The organism is Pantoea sp. R13S299 (assembly GCF_048515925.1).
GTDB lineage: Bacteria > Pseudomonadota > Gammaproteobacteria > Enterobacterales > Enterobacteriaceae > Pantoea.
In genome coordinates this window covers 919,186-941,422 of the sequence record NZ_JBLYEF010000001.1, presented here as the reverse complement: position 1 = coordinate 941,422, position 22,237 = coordinate 919,186, and the positions used below count along the sequence as shown (strand labels likewise).

Sequence of the window (22,237 nt, the reverse complement as noted above, 5' to 3'; positions counted from 1 at the left end):
TCCTGCTGTCTTAATTCGTGATTAACATTATGCGGCCTTCCCGTGACGGAAGGCCGCATTACTCTGGAGTTTCAGCATGGACCTTCCTCTTACGCTTAATATCGTGGCCTTTGTGGTGCTGCTGGTATTGCTCTCCCGCTTCAGCCGTCAGAGCTGGAGCCTGTCGAAAAAAGTGCTGACCGGTCTGGTGATCGGCGTACTGTTCGGCCTGGTGTTGCAGTTGATCTACGGCGAAAACAGCGCAGTGGTCAAAGAGTCGATCAGCTGGTTTAACATCGTCGGCAATGGCTATGTCCAGTTGCTGCAGATGGTCGTAATGCCGCTGGTATTCGTTTCTATTCTGAGTGCAGTCGCCCGTCTGCATAACGCCTCGTCGCTGGGAAAAATCAGCGTACTGACTATCGGCGTTCTGCTGTTTACCACCGCGATTTCGGCGCTGGTCGGCGTGTTCGTTACAGGCCTGTTTGGTCTGAGCGCAGAAGGTCTGGTTCAGGGCGTGCAGGAGACCGCGCGTCTCAGTGCGATCCAGAGCAACTACGTCGGCAAAGTGGCTGACCTGACCGTGCCGCAGCTGGTGCTCTCCTTTATCCCGAAAAACCCGTTTGCCGATCTGACCGGAGCCAGTCCGACCTCCATCATCAGCGTCGTGATCTTTGCCGCTTTCCTGGGTGTGGCTGCACTGCAGTTGCTGAAAGATGATGAAGTTAAAGGTCAGCGCGTGCTGGTGGCGATCGATACGCTGCAGTCGTGGGTCATGAAGCTGGTGCGTTTAGTGATGAAGCTGACGCCGTATGGTGTACTGGCGCTGATGACCAAAGTGGTTGCCGGTTCTAACCTGCAGGACATCATCAAGCTGGGCAGCTTTGTGGTCGCCTCTTACCTCGGTCTGGCCATCATGTTTGGTGTTCACGCCCTGCTGCTGTCGGTCAATGGTATCAACCCGATGCGCTTCTTCCGTAAAGTGTGGCCGGTGATCACCTTCGCCTTCACCAGCCGCTCCAGCGCAGCCAGCATTCCGCTGAGCGTGGAGACCCAGACCCGTCGTCTTGGCGTGCCGGAGTCGATTGCCAGCTTCGCGGCATCTTTTGGCGCCACTATCGGCCAGAATGGCTGTGCCGGTCTCTATCCGACCATGTTGGCGGTGATGGTTGCCCCAACCGTCGGGATCAACCCGTTTGACCCGCTGTGGATTGCAACCCTCGTCGGAATCGTCACGCTGAGCTCAGCAGGCGTTGCCGGTGTCGGCGGTGGTGCCACCTTTGCTGCACTGATCGTCCTGCCTGCGATGGGCCTGCCGGTGACCCTTGTGGCGCTGCTGATCTCGATTGAGCCGCTGATTGATATGGGTCGTACTGCCCTGAACGTCAACGGTTCCATGACCGCCGGCTCTCTGACCAGCCGCTGGTTAGGGATGACCGATAAACGCGTACTGGACAGTGACGACAACGCCGAGCTGGCGCACCGTTAATCTGCCTTAAACCTGGCGCGCCCGCGCCAGGTTTTTCCCGCCCCTCTTCTCCATAATCTCCCCCATTGATGGCGACGCCGTTAAGAAAGCGTTAAGCATGGTAAACAGGCGAAAAATCGGCGCTTTAGTGCTTGTCTTTACCCGATAAAAGGCGAATTCTGCATCCAGTCTTATGAGGAGAACACCTGATGAAAAAGATAATCGCCTCGCTTCTGACGCTGACGCTTCTGACGCCCGCTCTGGCTTTCGCCCATCCTGGCGACTGGGGCCCGGGATGGGGACGGCATGGCGGCCCTGGGCCACACTGGGTTGGTCCGCGACCTCACTGGGGCGGACCGGGACCGTATCGCTTTCTGCCTGAGGCCGCAACGGCGGTGCTGATAGGCGGACTGACCTATTATCTGCTGAATGGCAGTTATTATCAGCGCCACGGCGATGAGTATGTGGTGGTAGAGCCGCCAGCCGAGTCGCGGGTCAGCAGTGAGATGCGGGTACTCGACTTTAACGGCAAACGCTTCTATGTGCAGGCGGGTCACTACTACCAGCGGCAGATAGATGGCGATTATGTTGAGGTGCCGCGCCCGGCAGGATTGTAGTCTGTGCCACAACGAAAAACGGCCCGTCATGATGACGGGCCGTTTACTATTCAGAGGCGCTATAACTTACTGCTGAACCTGCGGATCGGTGTCATATTCCGCACAGCTCTGGAAGCCGTAGTTCATCACACGGCCGGTGTCGTTGTAGCTCACGAAGTAAGTCTGAGCTTTACCGTCGCGCTGACCCAGAACATAAGTCTGGCAGGTGCCGCGCGCGTGAACCATGGTGATTTCGGTTGAAGGTGTACCGGCGATCTGGCGAACCTGATCACGGGTCATACCCTTTTTAACATCCTTTACCACTGGCTTAGTCACGTAGCTTTCCGCACGATCGTAAGTCGTACAACCAGACAGTGCAGCCAGTGTCAGCGCCGCAGCGATACATCCCATCACTTTATTCATCTTGTTGTTCCTCATTGATTGTCCATGTGGAAACAAGCCTGGAACATAAATGCTGAATTATCAAGTTTATGAGGAACAATTAGTGGCATCGTAAACGTCAGGATTTCGTAAATAAGGCTGTTTTACTGTCAACGCAGCCGTATACTTCCTGGCAAAACAGGTCCCGAAAGCGACACGAGTTCAGCCTCCGCACCCTCAATCGGTACAGGTGCAGATTGGCGTGATTGTCGCACTACCGGAACCTGTTCTCTTACCCGCTTTCTGTTCACCCCATCGCTGACTATCCCGAGGAACAATGACCCCTGCTCACTCCAACCGACTGGTTTATGCCATTACGCTGGGCCTTCTGGCCGCACTCGGCCCGCTCTGCATCGACCTCTATCTGCCTGCTCTGCCGCAGATGGCGCAGGATCTGCACACCGAAACCGCTACCGCGCAGCTGAGTCTGACCGCCGGTCTGCTGGGTCTGGGCTTTGGCCAGCTGCTGTTTGGCCCGCTGAGTGATAAGTCTGGACGCCTGCGTCCATTGACCCTGTCGCTGGTGTTGCTGTTTATCGCCTCAATGGGTTGCGCGCTGGCGCAGGATATCCACCAGCTGCTGGTGGCGCGGTTGTTCGAAGGGTTAGCGGGCGCGGGCGGCGCGGTGCTGTCACGGGCGATTGCACGCGATATGTACAGCGGCCATGAGCTGACACGCTTCTTTGCACTGCTGATGCTGGTCAACGGTCTGGCACCGATTGGCGCGCCGGTACTGGGCGGCGTGCTGATGACGATAGTCGACTGGCGCGGCATCTTCATGGTGCTGGGCGGCATTGCTATTCTGCTGATCCTGCTGGCGCGCTGGAAGCTGCATGAAACCCTGCCCGAAGAACGCCGCAGCCAGGGATCGATATTCTCTGCTTACGCCGCACTCGGGCAGGTGGTTACGCATCGCCCCTTTATGGGCTTCTGTCTGACCCAGGGCTTTATGATGTCCGGCATGTTCGCCTACATCGGTGCCTCGCCGTTCGTGCTGCAACAACTCTATGGTCTGTCGCCTCAGGCCTTTAGCTTCTGCTTTGCGGCCAACGGATTTGGCCTGATCATTGCTTCACAGACCAGCGCCCGCCTCTGTCCGTTGTGGGGCGAATATCGGGTGCTGAAAGGCGGACTGACGCTGGCCTTTGTCGCCTCCAGCCTGCTGCTGCTGGCCGCGCTGCTCCATGCACCGCTAGCGCTGCTGCTGGTGGCGCTGTTCTTTACCATCGCCAGCAACGGCGTCATCGCCACCACCGCCTCGTCACTGGCGATGCAGAGTCAGGGTCATCGCGCTGGCAGCGCCTCAGCCGTCATTGGCGTCACCATGTTCACGCTCGGCGCGATTACCGTGCCGATCACCGGCATTGGCGGCACCTCAGTACTCAGCATGTGTGCCACCATTTTTGGCTGCTTTATGATGGCGATCCTGATGTTTAACGTGCTGGCGAAAAAACCGCAGCCGCAGGTAAAAACTCACTGATTTCGCAACGTTTAGCCGTAATCAGTTGCCGCTTAAGCTTGTTGTTTTCACGCAGGCACGTTAGCTTTACTAAAACGTTCGCATCGAGCCGACAGGCCACTGACCTGAGGAGAAGTTCATGTCACTGCAGCAGGAAATTATTGAAGCACTGGGTGTGAAGCCCACTATCGACGCCGAGCAGGAAGTGCGCGTCAGCGTCGATTTTCTCAAAGCCTACCTGAAACGTCACAGCGGACTGAAAACGCTGGTGCTGGGGATCAGCGGCGGACAGGATTCAACCCTGGCGGGCAAGCTGGCGCAAACGGCGATCAGCGAACTGCGTCAGGAGAGCGGTGACAACGACTACACCTTTATTGCGGTGCGTCTGCCGTATGGAGTACAGGCGGATGAGCAGGATTGTCAGGACGCGCTGACCTTTATCAAACCCGACCGTTCGCTGGCAGTAAACATCAAAGAGTCCGTGCTGGCCAGTGAGCGCGCGCTGAAAGAGGCGGGTATAACGCTTTCCGATTTTGTGCGTGGCAATGAAAAAGCGCGCGAGCGAATGAAAGCGCAATACAGCATCGCCGGTATGACCAAAGGGGTGGTGGTCGGCACGGACCACGCCGCTGAAGCCGTCACCGGGTTCTTCACCAAATATGGCGATGGCGGCACTGACATCAACCCGCTGTTCCGCCTGAACAAGCGTCAGGGCAAGCAGTTACTGAAACACCTTGACTGCCCGGAACATCTCTATCTGAAGAAACCGACGGCCGATCTGGAAGATGATCGCCCTGGCCTGCAGGATGAAGTGGCGCTGGGCGTCACCTACGAGATGATCGATGACTACCTGGAAGGTAAAAGCATCAATCCTGACAGCGCCCGTATCATCGAAGGCTGGTATCAGAAAACCGAGCACAAACGTCGCCCGCCCATCACGGTGTTCGACGACTTCTGGAAGTAATCCTGCGCCTCCTTTGCCCCGGCAAGGGAGGCTTCACCCCTTCACCTTGTTGATCCCTGCATGCCTGCCACCGTTTCGCGCGCTACCCTCATCGGGCTTATTGCCATTCTGCTCTGGAGCACCACCGTAGGTCTGCTGCGCAGCGTCAGTGAAGCCTTTGGCGCCACCGGCGGCGCGGCGCTGATCTACACCACCACGGCGATTCTGCTCTGCCTGACCCGCGGCCTGCCCAGACCCGGCGCGCTGCCCGCTCTTTACCTGTGGCTGGGCGGTGCTCTCTTTGTCGGCTATGAAATCTCTCTGGCGCTAGCTATCGGGCTGGCCAGCGATCGCAGCCAGTCGCTGGAGCTGGGGATGATCAACTATCTCTGGCCCTGCCTGACCATCGTACTGGCGATCCCGTTTAATCATCAGCAGCGCTTCCGCGTCTGGCTCTGGCCGGGACTGCTGCTGTCACTGCTGGGGATCGTCTGGGTGATGAAAGGCAGCGGCAGCGGCTCGCCCGCGCTGTTGTGGCAGAATATGCTGCGTAACCCTGTCGCCTATGCACTCGCCTTTATCGCCGCCCTGACCTGGGCGCTCTACAACAACCTGACCCGTCGTTTTGCCCGGGGTGCGAACGGCGTTACGCTGTTTTTTATCCTGACCGCACTGGCGCTGTGGCTGAAATATGCCCTGAGCGATCACTCTGTGCCGATGACGTTCGCGCTGGTTCCGTTGCTGGAAGTGCTGTTTGTCGGACTCTCCACCGCCATCGCCTACTCCGCCTGGAATCATGGGATTCAGCAGGGCAATCTGACGCTGCTGGCCACTGCCTCGTACTTCACGCCGGTGCTATCGGCCCTGCTGGGATCGCTGTGGCTCGGTCTGACACCGCCGCTGGCCTTCTGGCAGGGCGTGGCGATGATCACCCTGGGCTCGCTGATTTGCTGGCTGGCAACACGGCGTCTTTAACCAGACGGCTGGCGATCATTTCACCCGCCTGTTATGCTGTATGGACAACCAGTAAGTGGAGTCCATTTTGGTCAGACGTGCAGCCATTCTTCGCCCCGAACCCGACGCGAATGCAATTTATCAATATCCCGAACACCTGCGTGAATGGCTGGAAGGCCTGCCGAATCATCCTGGCGTCTATACCTTTCATGGCGAAAGCGAGTCACTGCCGCTCTATATCGGTAAAAGTGTCAATCTGCGTTCGCGGGTGATGTCCCATTTCCGCACCCCGGATGAGGCGAAGATGCTGCGCCAGTCGCGGCGAGTGAGCTGGATCCCCACCGCGGGCGATCTCGGTGCGCTGCTGCTGGAAGCGCAGATGATCAAAACCCAGCAGCCGCTGTTTAATAAGCGACTGCGTAAGAACCGCCAGCTCTGTTCGCTACAGATTACCGACGGCAAACCGAATGTGGTTTACGCAAAAGATCTCGATTTCAGTCAGTCTCCCAACCTGTTTGGACTCTATCGCAGCCGCTTTGCCGCGCTGGAACGCCTCAAGCAACTCGCGGATGAGTATCAGCTCTGTCATGGCCTGCTGGGTCTGGAAGCGCTGAGTGCGGGGCGCGGCTGCTTCCGTTCGGCACTGCGCCGCTGCGCCGGAGCCTGCTGCGGTAAAGAGCCGGTGAGCGATCATCAGGATCGACTGCTGGAAGCGCTGGAAAATGTGCGGGTCTTCTGCTGGCCGTGGCAGGGTGCCGTAGGTCTGGTTGAGGAAGGCAAAGAGATGACGCAGATCCACGTCATCGACCACTGGTTCTATCTCGGTTCGGTGAGCAGCATGGATGAGGCCAGAAAACTGCAGCGGCCCAAAGGCGGTTTTGATCACGACGGCTATAAAATCCTCTGCCGCCCGATTCTGTCGGGTGCCTACCCTATTCTTCCGCTATAAAAAAACCGCCGACGCTGCCCACTCACATTCAGTGGACAGCGTCGGCGGTCTCAGACCGTTCGCTTAACGAATATTATTCAGCGGGTTCTGCTGGCGGCGCCATTTTGCCTTCATGCGGGCCTTTCTCAGTCAGACGCTTTTCAAAGTTCGCGTTGTACTGTTTCTTCTGCTCCGGCGTCAGCACGTTATAGAGCTTGTTCTGGGTTTCCAGCATCTTCAGCGCATGCTCTTTCGCATTAGCAGACATCTTCTCTGCCTGCGCTTCTGCTTTGCTCTGGTCGAAGCTGTCAGACGCAATAATGTCGTGAGCCGCACGACGCTCGTCCAGTGACGGGCGTTTCATATCTTTGTGGCTCTCTTTCATGATGTCGCGCATCTGGGTTTTCTGCGCGTCGGTCAGGTTCAGACCTTTAAACATCATCTCCGGCCCGTGGCGCATTGGCGGTTTGTGCATCGCCTTTTCGCTGCCTGCTGGCGGTGGAGTCAGGTTATCTGCTGCTGCATGGACGGCGCTGGCTGCACCAAACGCCAGCGAAGAAGCCAGTAAAAGGGAAGTCAGTTTGCGCATAATAGTGTCCTTATAATTCATGATAATGACGACAGCACTCTGTCGCGTCTTCGGAAACAAGCATACGACGCTGAACGTCAACTACTCAGAGCCTGAGTAAAGCCGTGAAAGCATAAAAGATGAAAAACGGGCAATCATGAAGAGAATAAGAAGAAAGGCGTGAGGAATTGAAAAAGTTTATGAATTTAAAGCGAATCTGGCAGAAATCATGGAGGAGTGTAATGGTTACGACAGGAAAGCGGAAGGCGATCTCCCGTTTTCCTGTCGATTTTTTATCGCCGATGACCCGGAAGGGTAAAGAGAGGATTCAAACCGGCAGCGCCTGGGTCTGTTCGCCCTCTTCGATAAGCATCAGCCCGGCACGCAGCCCGGCGGCCACGTCAGGATTGGGGAACAACACGTATTCCCGCGCCTGCTGCACGTAATAGCGCGTGTCACCATCTTCTGCCAGCAACGCCCCCTGCGGGAATGCGGTAAAGTTCAGCGTTTCCGGCGACATATGCAACGTAAAGTGCTCACTCAGTCGGGTAATCTGCTGCGCAACCCGATAGTGACGCGGTTTCACCGTCGCCGCAGGCATCGCTTCGCCGTAGAGTAAAGAAGCCAGTGCCTGCTGCGCCGCGCTGAACTGGCTGAGATCGTTCTGGCCAAACGGCAGCGCTTTGCCCAGTTCAAGGGTACAGCTGGCTGCACCGAAGTGTTCGCAGCTGAAGTGAGTAAAGGTGCCGCCCGGTGCGCGATGGAACACCAGCGCTTCCAGCCCGGCAGCGGCCAGCCAGTCAAGAAACGCAGGCGGCCAGGGGCGCTCGTTGTGCGGCATCACGCCGAACTGAGGATGGTAAGAGCCGCGAATGGCGGTATGCATGTCGAGATGCCAGCGCGTCTCATCGCACTCGCCCAGCTGCCAGAATGTCTCCAGCGCCTGCTCCAGCCGCAGCACGCGGCGGGCCTCATCGCCATCATCAATATGCTGCCAGCGTCCGCCAAACAGCCGGTTAATGTCATAACGCACATAGCGCTTACCGGCGCGCAGCGCGGTGGGATTACCGAGAATCACCAGCATGCGCTGCTGTAGCGGCTTTTCGCCACGCAGCAGCGGATTAACCAGCTGGTTCACGATTTCCACCGGGGCCGTCTCATTGCCGTGGATCCCGGCAGAGAGCACCAGCGCCTGTTTAACCGGCACCGTCGGCTCCATCAACAGTATGCCGTGATACAACCACTGCCAGCGAAGATGCGCCGTTTCACCACTACGCTTACGCGGCACCTCGCCGGAAAGCGTTTGCTGTAAAAAGTCCTGCATCATTCCTCCTTTGCGCCCTGAGCAGATGGCAGACTCTGCTGCCCCCTGCTTCACTGCTGAAATGCGTATACATTTCCTAAGTCTAGCAGCTTCGTCAGTTCATCCAGCGCGTCGCGTCCCTCACGCAGCAACTGCGGGTCGACCAGATCGGTCTGCGTCAGGCGATCACGGTAATGACGGTCAACCCAGCTATTCAGTGTGCTGAAGAGCTTATCGTTCATCAGCACCGCCGGATTCACTGCCTGCTGCTCCTCTGGCGTCAGCACAACCCGCAAACGCAGGCAGGCTGGACCACCTCCGTTATACATGCTTTCGCGCAGATCAAACACCTTCAGGGCTTTCAATGGCGAGTCACCCTCGACCTGTTCGCACAGGTAGCGCCAGACACCCGGATGCTGGCGTGACTCTTCCGGCAGCACCAGCATCATCGTGCCGTCGGGACGGCTCAGCAGCTGGCTGTTAAACAGATAAGTCTCTACCGCATCTTTCACCGACACCCGATCTGCCGGCACTTCCAGCGCCACAAAACCGGGGACGCGCGCCCGAAGCTGCGCCAGCAGTTCAGGCTGATCAACAAAGGCGTGCTGATGACAGAACAGCATTTGCTGGTTGCTGACCGCAATCACATCGTTATGAAACACGCCCTGATCGATCACCGCAGGATTCTGCTGGGCGAACAGCACGTTTTCGGGTGAGAGCTGATGCAGACGGGCGACCGCCTCGCTGGCCTCACGAGTCTGCCGCGCCGGATAGCGCTGCGGCGCGTTGCCCTCATGGCTGCTGTCACGGCCATAGACAAACAGCTGCACGCCACGCTCACCATAGGCACCGCCGAGACGGTTGTGGTTTGCCGCCCCTTCATCACCAAACATCGCCACCTGCGGCAGCGCATCGTGCACGGCAAAATGGCGATCGTCGCGGAAGATGGAACGCAGCAGCCAGGCGGTTTCTGGTGCTTCCATCGCCCGGTGGAATTTGTTGTTCAGGTTTGCCACCGTCAGGTGAACCCGGCCATCCAGGCTGTCTGCGGACGGCGAAACCGTGGCGGCATTGGCGACCCACATGGCCGACGCGGAGCTGGCGGCGGAGAGTAATACCGGCGCGGTTTTTCCGGCCGCCGCCAGCACCTGCTCATCGCTGCCACTGAAGCCGAGCTGACGCAGCGCCGCAATGTTGGGACGCTCGTGCGGCGGGATCACTCCCTGCACGTAGCCCATATCGGCCAGCGCTTTCATCTTCAGCAACCCCTGCTTAGCCGCCAGACGGGGATTTGACGGCTGCAGCTGGTTACGGGTCGAGGCTTCGTTACCAAACGATAGCCCGGCATAATGGTGCGTTAATCCCACCAGCCCATCAAAGTTGGCTTCGGTTGCCTTCATGAGCGCTTCTCCGGCGCAGAGAAATCGAGTCCCGGCGACAGCGTGGCGGGCAGCGTCAGGTCCGGCGTCTCCAGCGAAGCCATCGGCCAGGCGCAGTAATCCGCCGCATACCAGGCACTGGCGCGATGGTTGCCCGAGGCGCCAATGCCGCCAAACGGCGCGGTACTCGCCGCGCCCGTCAGCGGTTTGTTCCAGTTGACGATACCGGCACGCGCTTCAAGCAGCAACTGATCGAACTGCTGGCGCGAAGGGGAGATCAATCCGCACGACAGGCCGTAACGGGTCTGGTTCGCCAGCGCAATGGCTTCATCAAAGGTGTCATAGCGGATCACGCCGAGCAGCGGGCCGAAGACCTCTTCATCCGGAATGCCCTGCACGCCGGTCAAATCGATAATGCCAGGCGTCAGAATGGCACTGTGGCGATCCGGCCAGCGCATCGCCAGCAGCACCTCACCGCCCGCCTCAACCCGCCGTTGCCACTCACTCATAATCTTCTCTGCCGCGCCGGTGGAGATCACGCTGCCCATAAACGGCTGCGGTTCAGCATTCCAGGCGGCCGGTTGCAGTCGCCCCGCCACCTCAGCCAGCCGCTGCAGAAACGCATCGCCCGCCTCGCCACGTTTAACCAGCAGACGCCGGGCGCAGGTGCAGCGCTGACCGGCAGTAATAAAGGCTGACTGCAGCGTAATATTAACGGCGGCATCCAGGTCGGCCGGATCTTCCACAATCAGGGCGTTATTCCCGCCCATCTCCAGCGCCAGCATCTTCTCAGGCTGACCGGCAAACTGGCGATGCAGCTGATAGCCGGTATGGGCGCTGCCGGTAAACAGCAGGCCATCGATCTGGCTACAGTTCGCCAGCGCCTGGCCGGTTTCACGGCCGCCCTGTAACAGCGCCAGCACACCAACAGGCAGGCCCGCAGCCAGCCAGATCTCAACGGTTTTTTCGGCGGTCAGCGGCGTCAGTTCGCTGGGTTTAAAGACCACGCAGTTGCCCGCCAGCAGCGCCGGAACGATATGACCGTTTGGCAGATGGCCGGGGAAGTTATAGGGGCCAAACACCGCCAGCACGCCGTGCGGACGATGGCGCAGCGAGCTTTCGCCCTCATGCTGCTCACCGGTGCGGCTATGGTACGCCTTCACCGAAAAGCCGATTTTGTTGATCATCGCGCCGACTTCGGTCAGGGCTTCCCAGCGTGGCTTACCAGTTTCACGGGCGATGGTTTCTGCCAGCTCCGTTTTGTGGGCTTCAAGCCCGGCCGCAAATTTCTCAATGATCGCCTGCCGTTCCGCCAGCGGGCGTCTGGCCCAGACCGGAAAAGCGGCACGCGCGTCTTCACAGGCCGCTGTGACCTGGGCGGCTGAGGCCGCCTGGCCCTGCCATAATGTCTCGCCGCTGACCGGATCCGCTTTGGTCAGGACCTCTGCGTCACCGCCCAGCCATTCTCCATTTATCAGGTGCGTCATGCTGTTTTCTCCTCTTTGCTGAGCGTCACCACGCGCAGGCTGTCGCCCGGCTGGCAGTGGAGCGCCCGCATCTGTTCATCCGTAAGTTGCACGCTGTCGCTGTCGGCATGGGCCGGGATCAGCACCACACGGAACTGGCGGTAATTGTTACTGGCAACCAGGCAGAGCGGCGCATCCGCCGGGTTTTCACCCCGTTCTGCGCTGCGCAGACGGCTTTTGCGCACGGCACGGATGTGGTCGATATCGCACTCCAGCGTCGGGCCACCATCAAAGATGTCAACATAGTTGAGGTAGCGGAAACCCTCCGCTTCCAGCACCGCACGGGCCGGTGCGGTTTGGGGATGCACCTGTCCGATGACGGCCTGCGCCTCTGGCGTCAGGTAATCGATATAGAGCGGATGCTTCGGCATCAGCTCAGCAATAAAGGATTTCTGGCCGGTGCCGCTGAGGAAATCAGCTTTACTGAATTCCATAGAGAAGAAACGGCTGCCCACGCTCTCCCAGAACGGCGAATGCCCCTGCTCATCGCTGACGCCACGCATCTCCGCCACCACGCGGTCGGTGAAGCGTTCACGGAAATTCGCCATAAACAGGAAGCGGGATTTCGACAGCAGATAACCATTTTTGCCGTCACGGTAATCGGGATCGAGAAACAGCGTGCACAATTCACTGCTGCCGGTGTGATCGTTACTCAGCGACAGCGTTGGCAGCGCGGCATAGACATTCAGCTCTTTCGAGGCGTGCACCTGTGTGCCGACACGAAAGTTGTACCAGGGATCCTGCAGGCCGACCGCCACCTCAATAGCGCAGATGCCGACGGCGCGATTATCTTCACTATCCGCCAGAACAAAAACATAGCCCTGCTCAGCGCGCGGCAGCGTATCCTCCCAGGTCTGCAGCGATCGATCGATACGCGCCTGTAATGTGGCGCTATCGACGGGCAGCGAGGTCAGCCCGCCACCGGTTTTGCCGGCCAGTGCCATCAGCTGGCTTAAGTCATCGCGTTCAACCGGACGGATTACCATCATGATGCGGACCCTCGAACCAGGCGTTCACACACCTCGGCAAAGCGTGCCATGCCCAGCTTCACTTCCTGCTCACTGATATTCAGTGCCGGGGCAAAACGCACCACGTTAGCACCGGCAATCAGCACCATCACGCCCATCTCTGCGGCGGCCAGGTTGATCTCTTTGGCTTTACTGGCAAAGTCGTCGCTCAGTACTGCGCCAATCAGCAGGCCCAGACCGCGCACTTCTTTAAACAGATGCAGACGCTGGTTGATCTCATCCAGTGCCGCAACAATCCACTCGTGACGCTGCGTGACACCCGCCATCAGTTCAGGCTGGTTGATCAGCTCCATCACTTTACCAGCTACCGCCCCCGCCAGCGGATTGCCGCCATAGGTGGTGCCGTGGGTGCCGACGCCCATCACCATCGCCAGATCTTCGCGGGTCAGCATGGCACCAATCGGGAAGCCGCCGCCCAGCGCTTTGGCGCTGGTGAGCACATCGGGTGTGACGCCATAATGCATATAAGCGTAGAGCGATCCAGTACGACCCACGCCGCTCTGCACTTCATCAAAAATCAGTACGGCCTGATGCTGATCACAGAGTTCGCGCAGTCCGCGCAGGAACGCCGGATCGGCAGGCAGCACGCCGCCCTCACCCTGAATCGGTTCAACAATCACCGCGCAGGTATGGTCATTAATCAGTTCAGCCGCCGCAGCCAGATCGTTAAAGGGCGCATGCTGGATCTCTGGCGGCAGCGGAGCAAAATCTTTTGAGTAGGCGGGCTGACCACCGGCTGACACGGTAAACAGGGTGCGACCGTGAAACGCGTTCTTAAACGCCACGATGCCACTTTTATGCGGGCCGACGCGGTCATGCGCGACTTTACGCGCCAGCTTCAGCGCCGCTTCGTTCGCTTCCGCGCCGGAGTTACAGAAGAACACCCGGTCAGCGAAGGTGGCGTCGATCAACTGCTTCGCCAGCCGCAGGATCGGTTCGTTGGTGTAGCCATTACCGGTGTGCCATAAACGTGCGGCCTGTTCCTGCAACGCCTGTTGTAACGCCGGATGCGCATGACCCAACGCATTGACGGCAATGCCACCGGCAAAGTCGATATAGTCTTTGCCATTCTGATCCCAGACGGTGGAGCCTTCCGCGCGAACCGGTACAAAGGTCGCAGGCGCATAAACCGGCATCATCCATTGATCGAAATCGTGACGTGAAACGTGCAGTGCCATAACCCACTCTCCTGCTTTACTTTACCGGCTGGGTAAAGCTTATGTTTTAAAATTGTTAAAAGATGTTGTAATGCAGCCCTACTGTAGAGTGCAGTTAACGTGCCAGCCAGAGAATTAATGCATAAAATAGTCTTCACAACGGAATATCAATGGGTTACGCGCTTACAATATTCACTTAATTTGCATATATAGTGAATAATTGTCTGATTGCAGCGGCAAAGCCGGGTTTTAAACAGCGGAATTATGCATTTGCGGGATGAAATATCGCTTTTGTGATCGCTGATGAATTATCTCTCCAGAAAAGTCCGTCTGACGCCCTTTTTTAGCGCAGTTTGCCTCACGCTGGTGCAGTGCAGGATCGATGAGTCTTCCCAAAAAGCAGAAGCTGGTCGGCGAGATTTAACAAAATATTTTCATTTAACGCGGCAGGTGTGCGAACCTTCGCGTCTTTTTATGACTACTTTATCGGCAAGCCGATCATTATTTAACCAGCGCTTGCGCGGATTATTTCGGTAGTTATTACCTGGAATAAAATATTATTTCTTAAAAGATGAACAAATATTAATACGCAGCCTAATGGTTAGAGTATTATCCTTATATTTCTATTCTTTCGAACCGGTTAACCATAATTTAATCCGGGATTAATTTGATTTAAAAGTGTACAATTCAATCCAGTTCTCTCGAAAAACAAACAATACAATTCATTGTTAAACATAAACAAAAATGATTTTTATTGAAATTTTAGTATCAGAAGAAAATCTTATTACTTTGCTATTTAATCTTCTTTTAGTCGCGTTTATAACCCAGCTGAATAAACACATCACAATTTGTTACTTATATTCCACTTTGTAAATTTACCCTTTTGTGTCATTTTCTTTTCACCCCGAAAACAGGGGAATAATAATTAATTAAAACAGGGTAATAATTAAATGATGAAGCGCACTTTACTGGCGGCTGTTATGCCGTTACTGATCGGTCTCTCCTCCGCGCAGGCCGCAGAAGTTTATAACAAGGATGGCAATAAGCTGGATCTGGTCGGCAAGATTAACGTGTCACACCTCTTTTCTGATGACGTTAAAAATGACGGTGACACCTCCTCTTATGCCCGCTTTGGTTTTAAAGGCGAGACAAAGATTACTGACCAGCTCACCGGCTACGGTTTCTGGCAATATCAGTACAGCCTTCACAACTCTGAAGGCAGTGACGCACAGGCCACCAACCGCACCCGTCTGGGCTATGCGGGCCTGAAATTTGGCCAGGCGGGTTCGCTGGATTATGGCCGCAACTATGGCCTGGTCTATGACGCACTGAGCTATACCGATATGCTGCCGTTCTTTGGTGGTGACTCCGGTTATACCGACGCCTTCCTCTCTGGCCGCTCAACCGGCGTGCTGACCTGGCGCAACAGCAATTTCTTTGGTCTGGTCGATGGATTAAACCTTGCCGCGCAGTATCAGGGCAAAAACGATCGCAGCAGTAATATCGACGGCGTGCGTCGTTCGAATGGTGATGGTTTCGCCCTCTCCGCTTCTTATGACTTCGACTTCGGCCTGAGCTTCGCGGGTGCGTTTGCCAGCCTGGATCGCACCACGGCGCAGAATACGGCCGCACGCGGTGAAGGCGAGAAAGCCCAGCACTGGGCGACGTCGGTCAAATATGATGCGAACCAGGTTTATCTGGCCGCGATGTACGGTGAAACCCTGAACGCCACCCCGATTGTGGGCGGCTTCGCTAACAAGGCGCAGAACTTTGAAGCCGTGGCGCAGTATCAGTTCCTGAACGGTTTCCGTCCGTCGCTGGGTTACGTCTCATCGAAGGGCAAAGAGATTGAAAATATCGGCGATGCCGACATCATTAAATACACCGCCGTGGGTGCGACTTACTACTTCAACAAGAACATGTCGGTATACGGTGAATACCGCATCAATCTGCTGAAAGACAACAATCCGCTCGGTCTGGCGACCGACGACATCACCGCGCTGGGTCTGATTTACCAGTTCTGATGAGACAGCGGGCCTGGCATTTCTCGCCAGGCCCGCTTATTGCGTCATGCGACTTCTAGCCCAGCGCTCTGACTAAGCTAACCGCTACTGCCTCTTCCTGCATCAACTCTTCCACATTGGCGGATGCCAGCAGCGTGGTTGCCTGCCCGGCGGGAATCGGACGACTGAAGAGATAGCCCTGACCGTAATCACAGCCGCGTTTTCTCAGCCATCTCAGCGTGGCGACATCCTCAATGCCCTCTGCCGTAATCACCACATTCAGCCCCTGACAGAGCACCAGCAGCGTTTCCACTACTTTTCGCTGTTCTGATCCGTTCACGATCCCGGCGATAAACGACTGATCAATTTTGATTTTGGTGATACCCAGCCCCAGCAACACCGACAGGTTGGAGTAGCCGGTGCCGAAATCATCCAGCACCACGCCGATACCTGACGCTTTCAGCAGACGAATCGCCTCACGGGCATCATCAGAGATAGCCATGACTTTCTCTTCGGTGATTTCAAGCTCCAGCATGACCGGCCCGGCATGCTGCATAATGCGCGACAGACAGGAGGTCAGCGACGGCCTCAGCAGCTGCTCCGGGGTAATGTTCAGGGACAGGCAAAGCCCGGCAGGCCACGCCCGGGTGGCACTGACCGCATCCTGCAATAAGGCTACGGTCATGCTGTCCATCAGCCCCAGCCGCTCCACTACCGGCAGGAACTCTGCGGGTGAAACGGTCTGGCCCGACGCGGTGATCCAGCGCGCCAGGATCTCAAAGCCGGTAATGTTTCCGGTGCGCAGTGAAACCAGCGGCTGCAGGAAGGGAACGATGGCGTGACCGCTGACGGCGGCAACCACCTCCTGCTCCAGCCTTTCGCGCTGGCGAAAGCGCTGCTCCATGTCTGGCGAGAAGCGCGCCAGATGAGAGCTCATATCCTGCTTAGCCTCAAACAGCGCCAGATCCGCCGCCCGCATCACGTCATCCTGCGCCGTGCAGGCTGAGCTGGCTATACCGGCAGACAGACTCAGGAAAGTGTGCGGACCGGTGCGGATGGATGACGCCTGCTCGCAGAAACTCCGGGCGGCATCCAGCGCCTGGTCAGTCTCTGAAGCGTCGGCAACAACGGCAAATTCATCCCCACCCACGCGAAACACCTGACTCCCGCTGCCCGTCGAGGCCGTCAGCAGACTGGCCAGCGCGATCAGCGTGGCATCGCCCTGACGATGACCGTTCAGGTCATTAATACTCTTGAACTCATTGATGTCGAGCAGCGTCAGGGTATAGGGCGTCCCACCCGCATCAAGGGTCGCAATATGCTCATTAAAGGAGCGGCGGTTCAGAACCCCGGTCAGCGCATCGGTTCCGGCCAGCCTGAGCGCATCTTTTTCCGCAATCAGGGTTTTGCGGATCAGATTCACGATCAACAGCGACGGAATAAACATCGCCAGAATAGCAAACGAGGAGGAGGTCAGGATAAACCGCAGTCGCTCGCTGGTTTCAAAACTGTGATCATAGCCCAGGCCCAGCAGGGTGCAGATCCGTCCCTCCAGCCCGAATTCCCACAGCGTGGAGAGTAAAATGATGGTCGCAATATTCAGCATTGCGAGCCAGAAAAGTTTCAGGCGCATGCGTTAGTTCCCGGTTATAGCAAGTGTCAGAGTGTTGTTTTAATAGTCAGTAAAAAACCGGGGCGTACTGCTCACAACCTGTCTGCAAATCTGCAGACAATAATCACCCCGCGCTATTTCTCCTCATAGCATTCGCGCGTTCTTAGCCTTACGGCAGCAAAGCAGACGATTGGCGCAGCCCCGCTCATGTCGGTTCCGTCATCAATCCTGCTGAGTGTTCTATCGGCAGCGCGGACAAAATTAACAGGCCCGTCCAGTTATTTTTGTGCATTTCGGCTGTTCTGACGGGCTCAGGGCCAGCCATTATCTGACACAAAGCAACGTCATAAGGGTCACGCTCACCCGGCGATAAAAGCTGAGTAATCAATTTATTGAAGGCAGCTTAAGCTCCGCCACTTCCTACGATTTACTGACGTAAACCGATAAAAATGCGTTCGGTATTTTTATTGCGCAAAATTAAATAGCGAGCGACTAAGTTAAATGTAACACTCCAGAATCCTCTTCTCCTGCCGATATCGTGGTATCCAATAAACTTTCCCGGAAAGATAGATGAAAATTTCAACGCGCCTTGGTGCAGGTTTTGGCTTGCTTATTCTGCTGTTTGTTATCTGTGTCGGTACTGCGATTCAGGCGCTGAATAGCGCCCGCACCAGTATGGACGAGGTGGTCAATGTCCGGCTGAAAAAGTACCAGACGGTGCTGGATATGCGAGGCGGTGTGCGGGACATGGCCATTGCAGTGCGTAACCTTGCCCTGATGAGCGATCCGGTTGCGATGCAGCCAGAGTGGGAACGTCTGCAAAAACAGCGGGCGCTTTATATCAGCAACCGGGAAGAACTTGCACGCATGATGCAGGCAGATGGTGGTCAGGATGGTAAGGAGGCGATGAACCGTATCGTGTCCACAGAAGACGCCGCCCTCTCTACCCTGATGACCGCCGGGAAACTGGGGCTGGGAAATCGTCAGCAGGAAGTGACCGGCTATCTGTTAACAGTGGCGCGCCCGGCTCAGCAGAGCCTGCTGAAGGCGATCAACGATCTCACCGAGCTTGAGATGCGTAACAGCCGGGATGCCGTTAGAGATAACGCCAGTGCTATTACCCGCACCACCTGGATACTGATTATTCTGGCGGCGCTCTCCGTGCTGGCTGCGATTGTGACCTGCGTATTGATTGCGCGGATTCTGATGCGTCAGCTGGGCGGCGAACCGGGTCAGGCTCAGACGCTGGCTGCGGCGATTGCCGCGGGCGATCTGACTTCGCCGGTCACGCTGCGTCGGGGTGACAGCACAAGCCTGCTCGCCTCGTTGGGCGGCATGCAGACCAACCTGCGCGGGCTGGTGACGCGAATTAAGGATGCCTCTGCTTCCGTGGCGCTGGCCGCCGATGAGATTTCCCAGGGCAACACCGAGCTTTCCTCACGTACCGAGCAGCAGGCGGCTGCGCTACAGGAAACCGCTGCCAGTATGGAGCAGCTCACCGCCACGGTGAAAAGCAACGCGGCGGGTGCACAGCAGACGGCAGGGTCAGCGCGCGAGGCCGCCACTCTGGCCCATGCGGGCGAAGCGGATGTTCAGCGCCTGTCGGAAACCATGCATGACATCTCTCTGAGTGCCGTTAAGGTGCGCGATATCACGTCGGTGATCGAAGGGATCGCTTTCCAGACCAATATTCTGGCGCTCAACGCCGCCGTCGAAGCGGCACGCGCCGGTGAGGATGGTCGCGGCTTTGCGGTGGTCGCGGGCGAAGTTCGATCGCTGGCCCAGCGCAGCGCCACCGCAGCGCGCGACATCAAGCTACTGATCGAGCAGGCCGTGACCCAGGTCGAAGAAGGTGTGACCGTCGCCGCAGGAACCGGTGAGCGTATCCTTAAAATCGTCAGCCGCGTCGGTGAACTGGCCGATGCGATGGACAACCTCTCCCTCTCTTCTGGTGAACAGATGCAGGGCATCTCCCAGGTCAGCATTGCGGTGAGTCAGATGGACGGCGTCACCCAGAACAACGCCGCGCTGGTGGAAGAGTCCTCTTCTGCGTCACAGTCGCTGCTGGGCCAGGCGCGCGACCTGCGCGGCATGGTTGAGACCTTCACGGTATAAGCCTTTCCGGCAGAGCGTCCTCTGCCGGGAAAACTGACTTCACAGGCCGATGACGGATTCGATATTTTGGCTTCAGCCTGAGCTAAACGCTGAAATCTGGCTGCCACTATCAGCGGCTTAGCACTCTTGCGCACGTTGTGCGCCTGGGTTGCGGCCAGTTATGTTGACTTCAATATAATTTGACTCAATACTGTGACACCTTTCAAGCGGAGCCGTAGCTCATAACTTCTCTTCCGCCGCGATAGCGTTCAAAGGCCTGGTGCCTGACACCAGAAAAGAGATGCTGCCGCAATCCACATCTTCCCGAGACATTAAGCGAGACTACATGGCCGGCAAACCGCCTGTGGTCGGGCTGTCCCACCCCGGACTCAGAATGAGTAAACCTATGAATGATGAAACCGCGGGGATCTCTGATACGCCTCCCGCCAGTGCAGCGCCTGAAACCATCGACCAGTTTCTCTGCTTTGCGCTCTATTCCGCCTCGCTGGCCATGACTAAGCTCTATCAGTCACGGCTGAAACCGCTGGGACTGACCTATCCGCAATATCTGGTGCTGCTGGTGCTATGGGAAAAGGATAACCTGACCGTCTCTGAGATTGGTGCCCGCGTCCGGCTTGATTCCGGCACGCTCAGCCAGCTTCTGAAGCGACTGGAAGGCGCAGGTATCATCAGCCGTCAGCGTGACACCGGAAACGATGAGCGCCGGGTGTTTATCTCTCTGACGGAACAGGGCCACCAGCTTAAAATCGACGCGGCGGGCGTCCCGGCGGATATGGTCTCGGTGATGGATACCGACTGTAGCGAGCTGGGAGACCTGACGACCATGGTCGCCACGCTACGCGAAAAACTGCTTAAGGCTGTGCCATGAAACGGGTTTTCGATAAACGCGCGGATACGCTGAGCGTCGTCATGACAGGTGCTGTTCAGCAGAACAGTTGCCGCTGGAGTTTCTATTGAGCAGCAATAAACCGGCGGATATGGATGACGTCCATGCCGTAGTAGGCCAGGCTGTGTCGAGCCTGCTGAAGTCAGGCAAGACGGCGGGTATTCAGGAAATCATCGCTTTTCTGCAGCATCAGCAGGCGCGGTCGGTCAACGGTCAGCGAGAAGTCTATGCCAGAGCCGTTCGTATTGTGACGAACATGGTTAACTGACGCGTCATGAAGCACTACGGCGCGCCCGGATCCTGGCCGCCCACTGTTTTATTGTTAATCCCCTGCACTCAATAAAAGCCCTGCCTGGCCTCTGATTCTTTTCCTTCAGGGCGCGCATCCGGCGGCCCTGGTTTTAACCGTTATTCGCCATGTGCCGCACGGGCAACGTCTCTGACCGCGCTCTCTACCCGCTCGGAATCTCTCTGAATGCTGGCAATCACCTCTCCCGCTTCACGCATCAGCATGACGCCCTGACCGGTATTTGCCAGCGAGCTTTCAATGCCACGCAGCACCTCTCTGGCCAATTGATTATTCCCGGCGACCACCCGCTCAATCTCCTCAGTTGCGCCACTGACACTGGCAGCCAGGTTGCGGACTTCTGCCGCCACGACGGCAAAACTGCGGCCCGATGTGCCTGCCCGCGCGGCCTCAATAGCGGCATTCAGTGCAATAAGCCGGGTCTGCATGGCAAAACGTCTGATGGTTTCAACCATGCCATCAATGCTGTCAGACTGGCTATTCAGGCGCGAGACATCCGCTGACACAACGCTCATCTCGTCTGCAATCCGGTTGATCATCTGAATGCTGTTGTCGATAACATCCGCGCCCGCCTTTGCGCTTCCCCGCGTCTGAACGGCCATGTTCCAGGCATTTAACGCCGCGTCATATTCCTGCTGATTACGCAGCACCTGTTCCGTCACATCGGTGGCGAATTTAACGATCTTAGTGAGCTGCCCGTCGCTGTTAAATACCGGATTGTAGGTTGCCCTGAGCCAGAGCGGTTCACCACGCCGGTTAAGGCGGGGAAACTGGCCTGAAAAAAACTCGCCCTGATTCAGTCGCGCCCAGAACTGACGGTACTCGTCGCTCTGTGTGAGCGTTTCTGAACAGAAAAGACGGTGATGCTGCCCTATGACCTCAGCAGCCTGATAGCCGGTGGCCTTAAGAAAATTGTCGTTTGCCTCAAGGACGTGTCCGTCAGGGCGAAAGGCGATCACCGCCATGGAGCGACCAATCGCATTGATGATCGACTCCTGTTCCAGAGATGAGTGCATCCGTTCGGAAATATCTGCAGCTATTTTAATAATTTTGAAGACTCTGCCGCGTCGATCAGTGACCGGAATATAACTCGCCTCCAGCCAGACCGGCCGCATACCTTTGGCCAGCCGAAGAAATTTATCACTGAAACTTTCGCCTGCCGCCAGACGCTGCCAGAAACGTTGATATTCTGCGGAGTTAACCAGCGCTGCCGGACAGAACATGCGGTGATGCTGACCCACAATTTCGTCCGCCCGGTATCCCATGGTGGCCAGAAACAGTGGACTGGCCTTTTTAATCATACCGGCTGGCGTGAATTCAATAACGGCCATCGCGCGCCCCAGCGAGCGGAACGACGCGGCAGAATGCCCGCCACGTTGACGAAGAAAAGCAGGAAGAAGATTTTTCAGTAAATTCAGGCGCATCAGCAAGACCAGATTGAGTAGGAATTGCTGTAGTTATCGGCTTTAGCGCGACGTCCATTATGCATCGCTGCGATAGTTGCGCCTGATGATTGCAACATGATGTTACTACTGACACAGTTCCCTGACGTATGACCCTTTCAGGGTCGGCGCTGCGGTAAACG

The 22,237-nt window shown here is 56.9% G+C and carries 19 protein-coding genes; 10 read left to right on the top strand and 9 right to left on the bottom strand.

The window, feature by feature from the left end; all coding sequences use genetic code 11:
• Positions 1–76 precede the first annotated feature (76 nt).
• Both ACN1CO_RS04605 and ACN1CO_RS04600 read left to right on the top strand, forming a co-directional pair.
• A complete protein-coding gene (locus ACN1CO_RS04605) occupies positions 77–1,468 on the top strand; it encodes an L-cystine transporter (RefSeq protein ID WP_419138030.1) in 1,392 nt (463 codons plus the stop codon).
• Between the two features lie 188 nt (positions 1,469–1,656).
• A complete protein-coding gene (locus ACN1CO_RS04600; protein WP_419138029.1) occupies positions 1,657–2,064 on the top strand; it encodes a DUF6515 family protein in 408 nt (135 codons plus the stop codon).
• A gap of 66 nt (positions 2,065–2,130) precedes the next feature.
• Here the strand turns inward: ACN1CO_RS04600 and osmE are convergent, their stop codons facing one another.
• Positions 2,131–2,466, bottom strand: a complete 336-nt coding sequence (osmE, locus tag ACN1CO_RS04595) for an osmotically-inducible lipoprotein OsmE (RefSeq protein WP_010245718.1) — start codon at positions 2,464–2,466, stop codon at positions 2,131–2,133.
• Positions 2,467–2,761: 295 nt separating this feature from the next.
• Between osmE and ACN1CO_RS04590 the strand changes: the two genes are divergently transcribed.
• The 4 genes from ACN1CO_RS04590 (at position 2,762) to cho (ending at position 6,789) form a co-directional block, all read left to right on the top strand.
• A complete protein-coding gene (locus ACN1CO_RS04590) occupies positions 2,762–3,964 on the top strand; it encodes a multidrug effflux MFS transporter (RefSeq protein ID WP_419138028.1) in 1,203 nt (400 codons plus the stop codon).
• A 118-nt stretch (positions 3,965–4,082) separates the two neighbouring features.
• Positions 4,083–4,907 carry an ammonia-dependent NAD(+) synthetase gene (gene nadE, locus ACN1CO_RS04585; protein WP_419138027.1) on the top strand — a complete coding sequence of 275 codons (825 nt, stop codon included), beginning with the start codon at positions 4,083–4,085 and terminating at the stop codon, positions 4,905–4,907.
• Between the two features lie 60 nt (positions 4,908–4,967).
• Complete coding sequence (yddG, locus tag ACN1CO_RS04580) at positions 4,968–5,861, top strand: aromatic amino acid DMT transporter YddG (RefSeq protein ID WP_419138026.1); 894 nt, start codon at positions 4,968–4,970, stop codon at positions 5,859–5,861.
• Between the two features lie 67 nt (positions 5,862–5,928).
• The gene (cho, locus tag ACN1CO_RS04575; RefSeq protein ID WP_419138025.1) at positions 5,929–6,789 is read left to right on the top strand and encodes an excinuclease Cho; all 861 of its coding nucleotides are present in this window, start codon (positions 5,929–5,931) and stop codon (positions 6,787–6,789) included.
• A gap of 73 nt (positions 6,790–6,862) precedes the next feature.
• On the opposite strand, the gene spy is transcribed toward cho, so the two are convergent.
• From spy to ACN1CO_RS04545, 6 genes are all read right to left on the bottom strand, one after another.
• Positions 6,863–7,357 carry an ATP-independent periplasmic protein-refolding chaperone Spy gene (spy, locus tag ACN1CO_RS04570; RefSeq protein ID WP_419138024.1) on the bottom strand — a complete coding sequence of 165 codons (495 nt, stop codon included), beginning with the start codon at positions 7,355–7,357 and terminating at the stop codon, positions 6,863–6,865.
• 307 nt (positions 7,358–7,664) lie between these two features.
• Positions 7,665–8,660 carry a succinylglutamate desuccinylase gene (gene astE, locus ACN1CO_RS04565; protein ID WP_419138976.1) on the bottom strand — a complete coding sequence of 332 codons (996 nt, stop codon included), beginning with the start codon at positions 8,658–8,660 and terminating at the stop codon, positions 7,665–7,667.
• A gap of 50 nt (positions 8,661–8,710) precedes the next feature.
• Complete coding sequence (astB, locus tag ACN1CO_RS04560) at positions 8,711–10,039, bottom strand: N-succinylarginine dihydrolase (protein WP_419138023.1); 1,329 nt, start codon at positions 10,037–10,039, stop codon at positions 8,711–8,713.
• Positions 10,036–11,505: a succinylglutamate-semialdehyde dehydrogenase gene (gene astD, locus ACN1CO_RS04555; protein WP_419138022.1), complete on the bottom strand. Its 1,470-nt coding sequence runs from the start codon at positions 11,503–11,505 to the stop codon at positions 10,036–10,038. The genes astB and astD overlap by 4 nt, the downstream gene beginning before the upstream one ends.
• Positions 11,502–12,533, bottom strand: a complete 1,032-nt coding sequence (gene astA, locus ACN1CO_RS04550) for an arginine N-succinyltransferase (RefSeq protein ID WP_419138021.1) — start codon at positions 12,531–12,533, stop codon at positions 11,502–11,504. The genes astD and astA overlap by 4 nt, the downstream gene beginning before the upstream one ends.
• Positions 12,530–13,750 carry an aspartate aminotransferase family protein gene (locus tag ACN1CO_RS04545; RefSeq protein WP_419138020.1) on the bottom strand — a complete coding sequence of 407 codons (1,221 nt, stop codon included), beginning with the start codon at positions 13,748–13,750 and terminating at the stop codon, positions 12,530–12,532. Before ACN1CO_RS04545 ends, astA begins: the two co-directional genes overlap by 4 nt.
• A 929-nt stretch (positions 13,751–14,679) precedes the next feature.
• On the opposite strand from ACN1CO_RS04545, the gene ACN1CO_RS04540 reads away from it, so the two are divergent.
• Complete coding sequence (locus tag ACN1CO_RS04540) at positions 14,680–15,753, top strand: porin (RefSeq protein WP_419138019.1); 1,074 nt, start codon at positions 14,680–14,682, stop codon at positions 15,751–15,753.
• 55 nt (positions 15,754–15,808) lie between these two features.
• Here the strand turns inward: ACN1CO_RS04540 and ACN1CO_RS04535 are convergent, their stop codons facing one another.
• Positions 15,809–17,365, bottom strand: a complete 1,557-nt coding sequence (locus tag ACN1CO_RS04535; protein ID WP_419138018.1) for a putative bifunctional diguanylate cyclase/phosphodiesterase — start codon at positions 17,363–17,365, stop codon at positions 15,809–15,811.
• 549 nt (positions 17,366–17,914) lie between these two features.
• Here ACN1CO_RS04535 and ACN1CO_RS04530 point away from each other — a divergent pair.
• The 3 genes from ACN1CO_RS04530 (at position 17,915) to ACN1CO_RS04520 (ending at position 20,613) form a co-directional block, all read left to right on the top strand.
• Entirely contained in the window at positions 17,915–19,459 is a 1,545-nt protein-coding gene (locus ACN1CO_RS04530; RefSeq protein ID WP_419138017.1) for a methyl-accepting chemotaxis protein, read from the top strand.
• A 373-nt stretch (positions 19,460–19,832) separates the two neighbouring features.
• On the top strand, positions 19,833–20,327 hold the full coding sequence (locus ACN1CO_RS04525; protein WP_419138016.1) for a MarR family winged helix-turn-helix transcriptional regulator: 495 nt from the start codon (positions 19,833–19,835) through the stop codon (positions 20,325–20,327).
• An 85-nt stretch (positions 20,328–20,412) separates the two neighbouring features.
• Positions 20,413–20,613 (top strand): hypothetical protein, encoded by a 201-nt coding sequence (locus tag ACN1CO_RS04520; RefSeq protein ID WP_419138015.1) that lies wholly within the window; start codon positions 20,413–20,415, stop codon positions 20,611–20,613.
• A 140-nt stretch (positions 20,614–20,753) separates the two neighbouring features.
• Here the strand turns inward: ACN1CO_RS04520 and ACN1CO_RS04515 are convergent, their stop codons facing one another.
• Positions 20,754–22,076 (bottom strand): methyl-accepting chemotaxis protein, encoded by a 1,323-nt coding sequence (locus ACN1CO_RS04515; RefSeq protein ID WP_419138014.1) that lies wholly within the window; start codon positions 22,074–22,076, stop codon positions 20,754–20,756.
• Between the last annotated feature and the right edge of the window lie 161 nt (positions 22,077–22,237).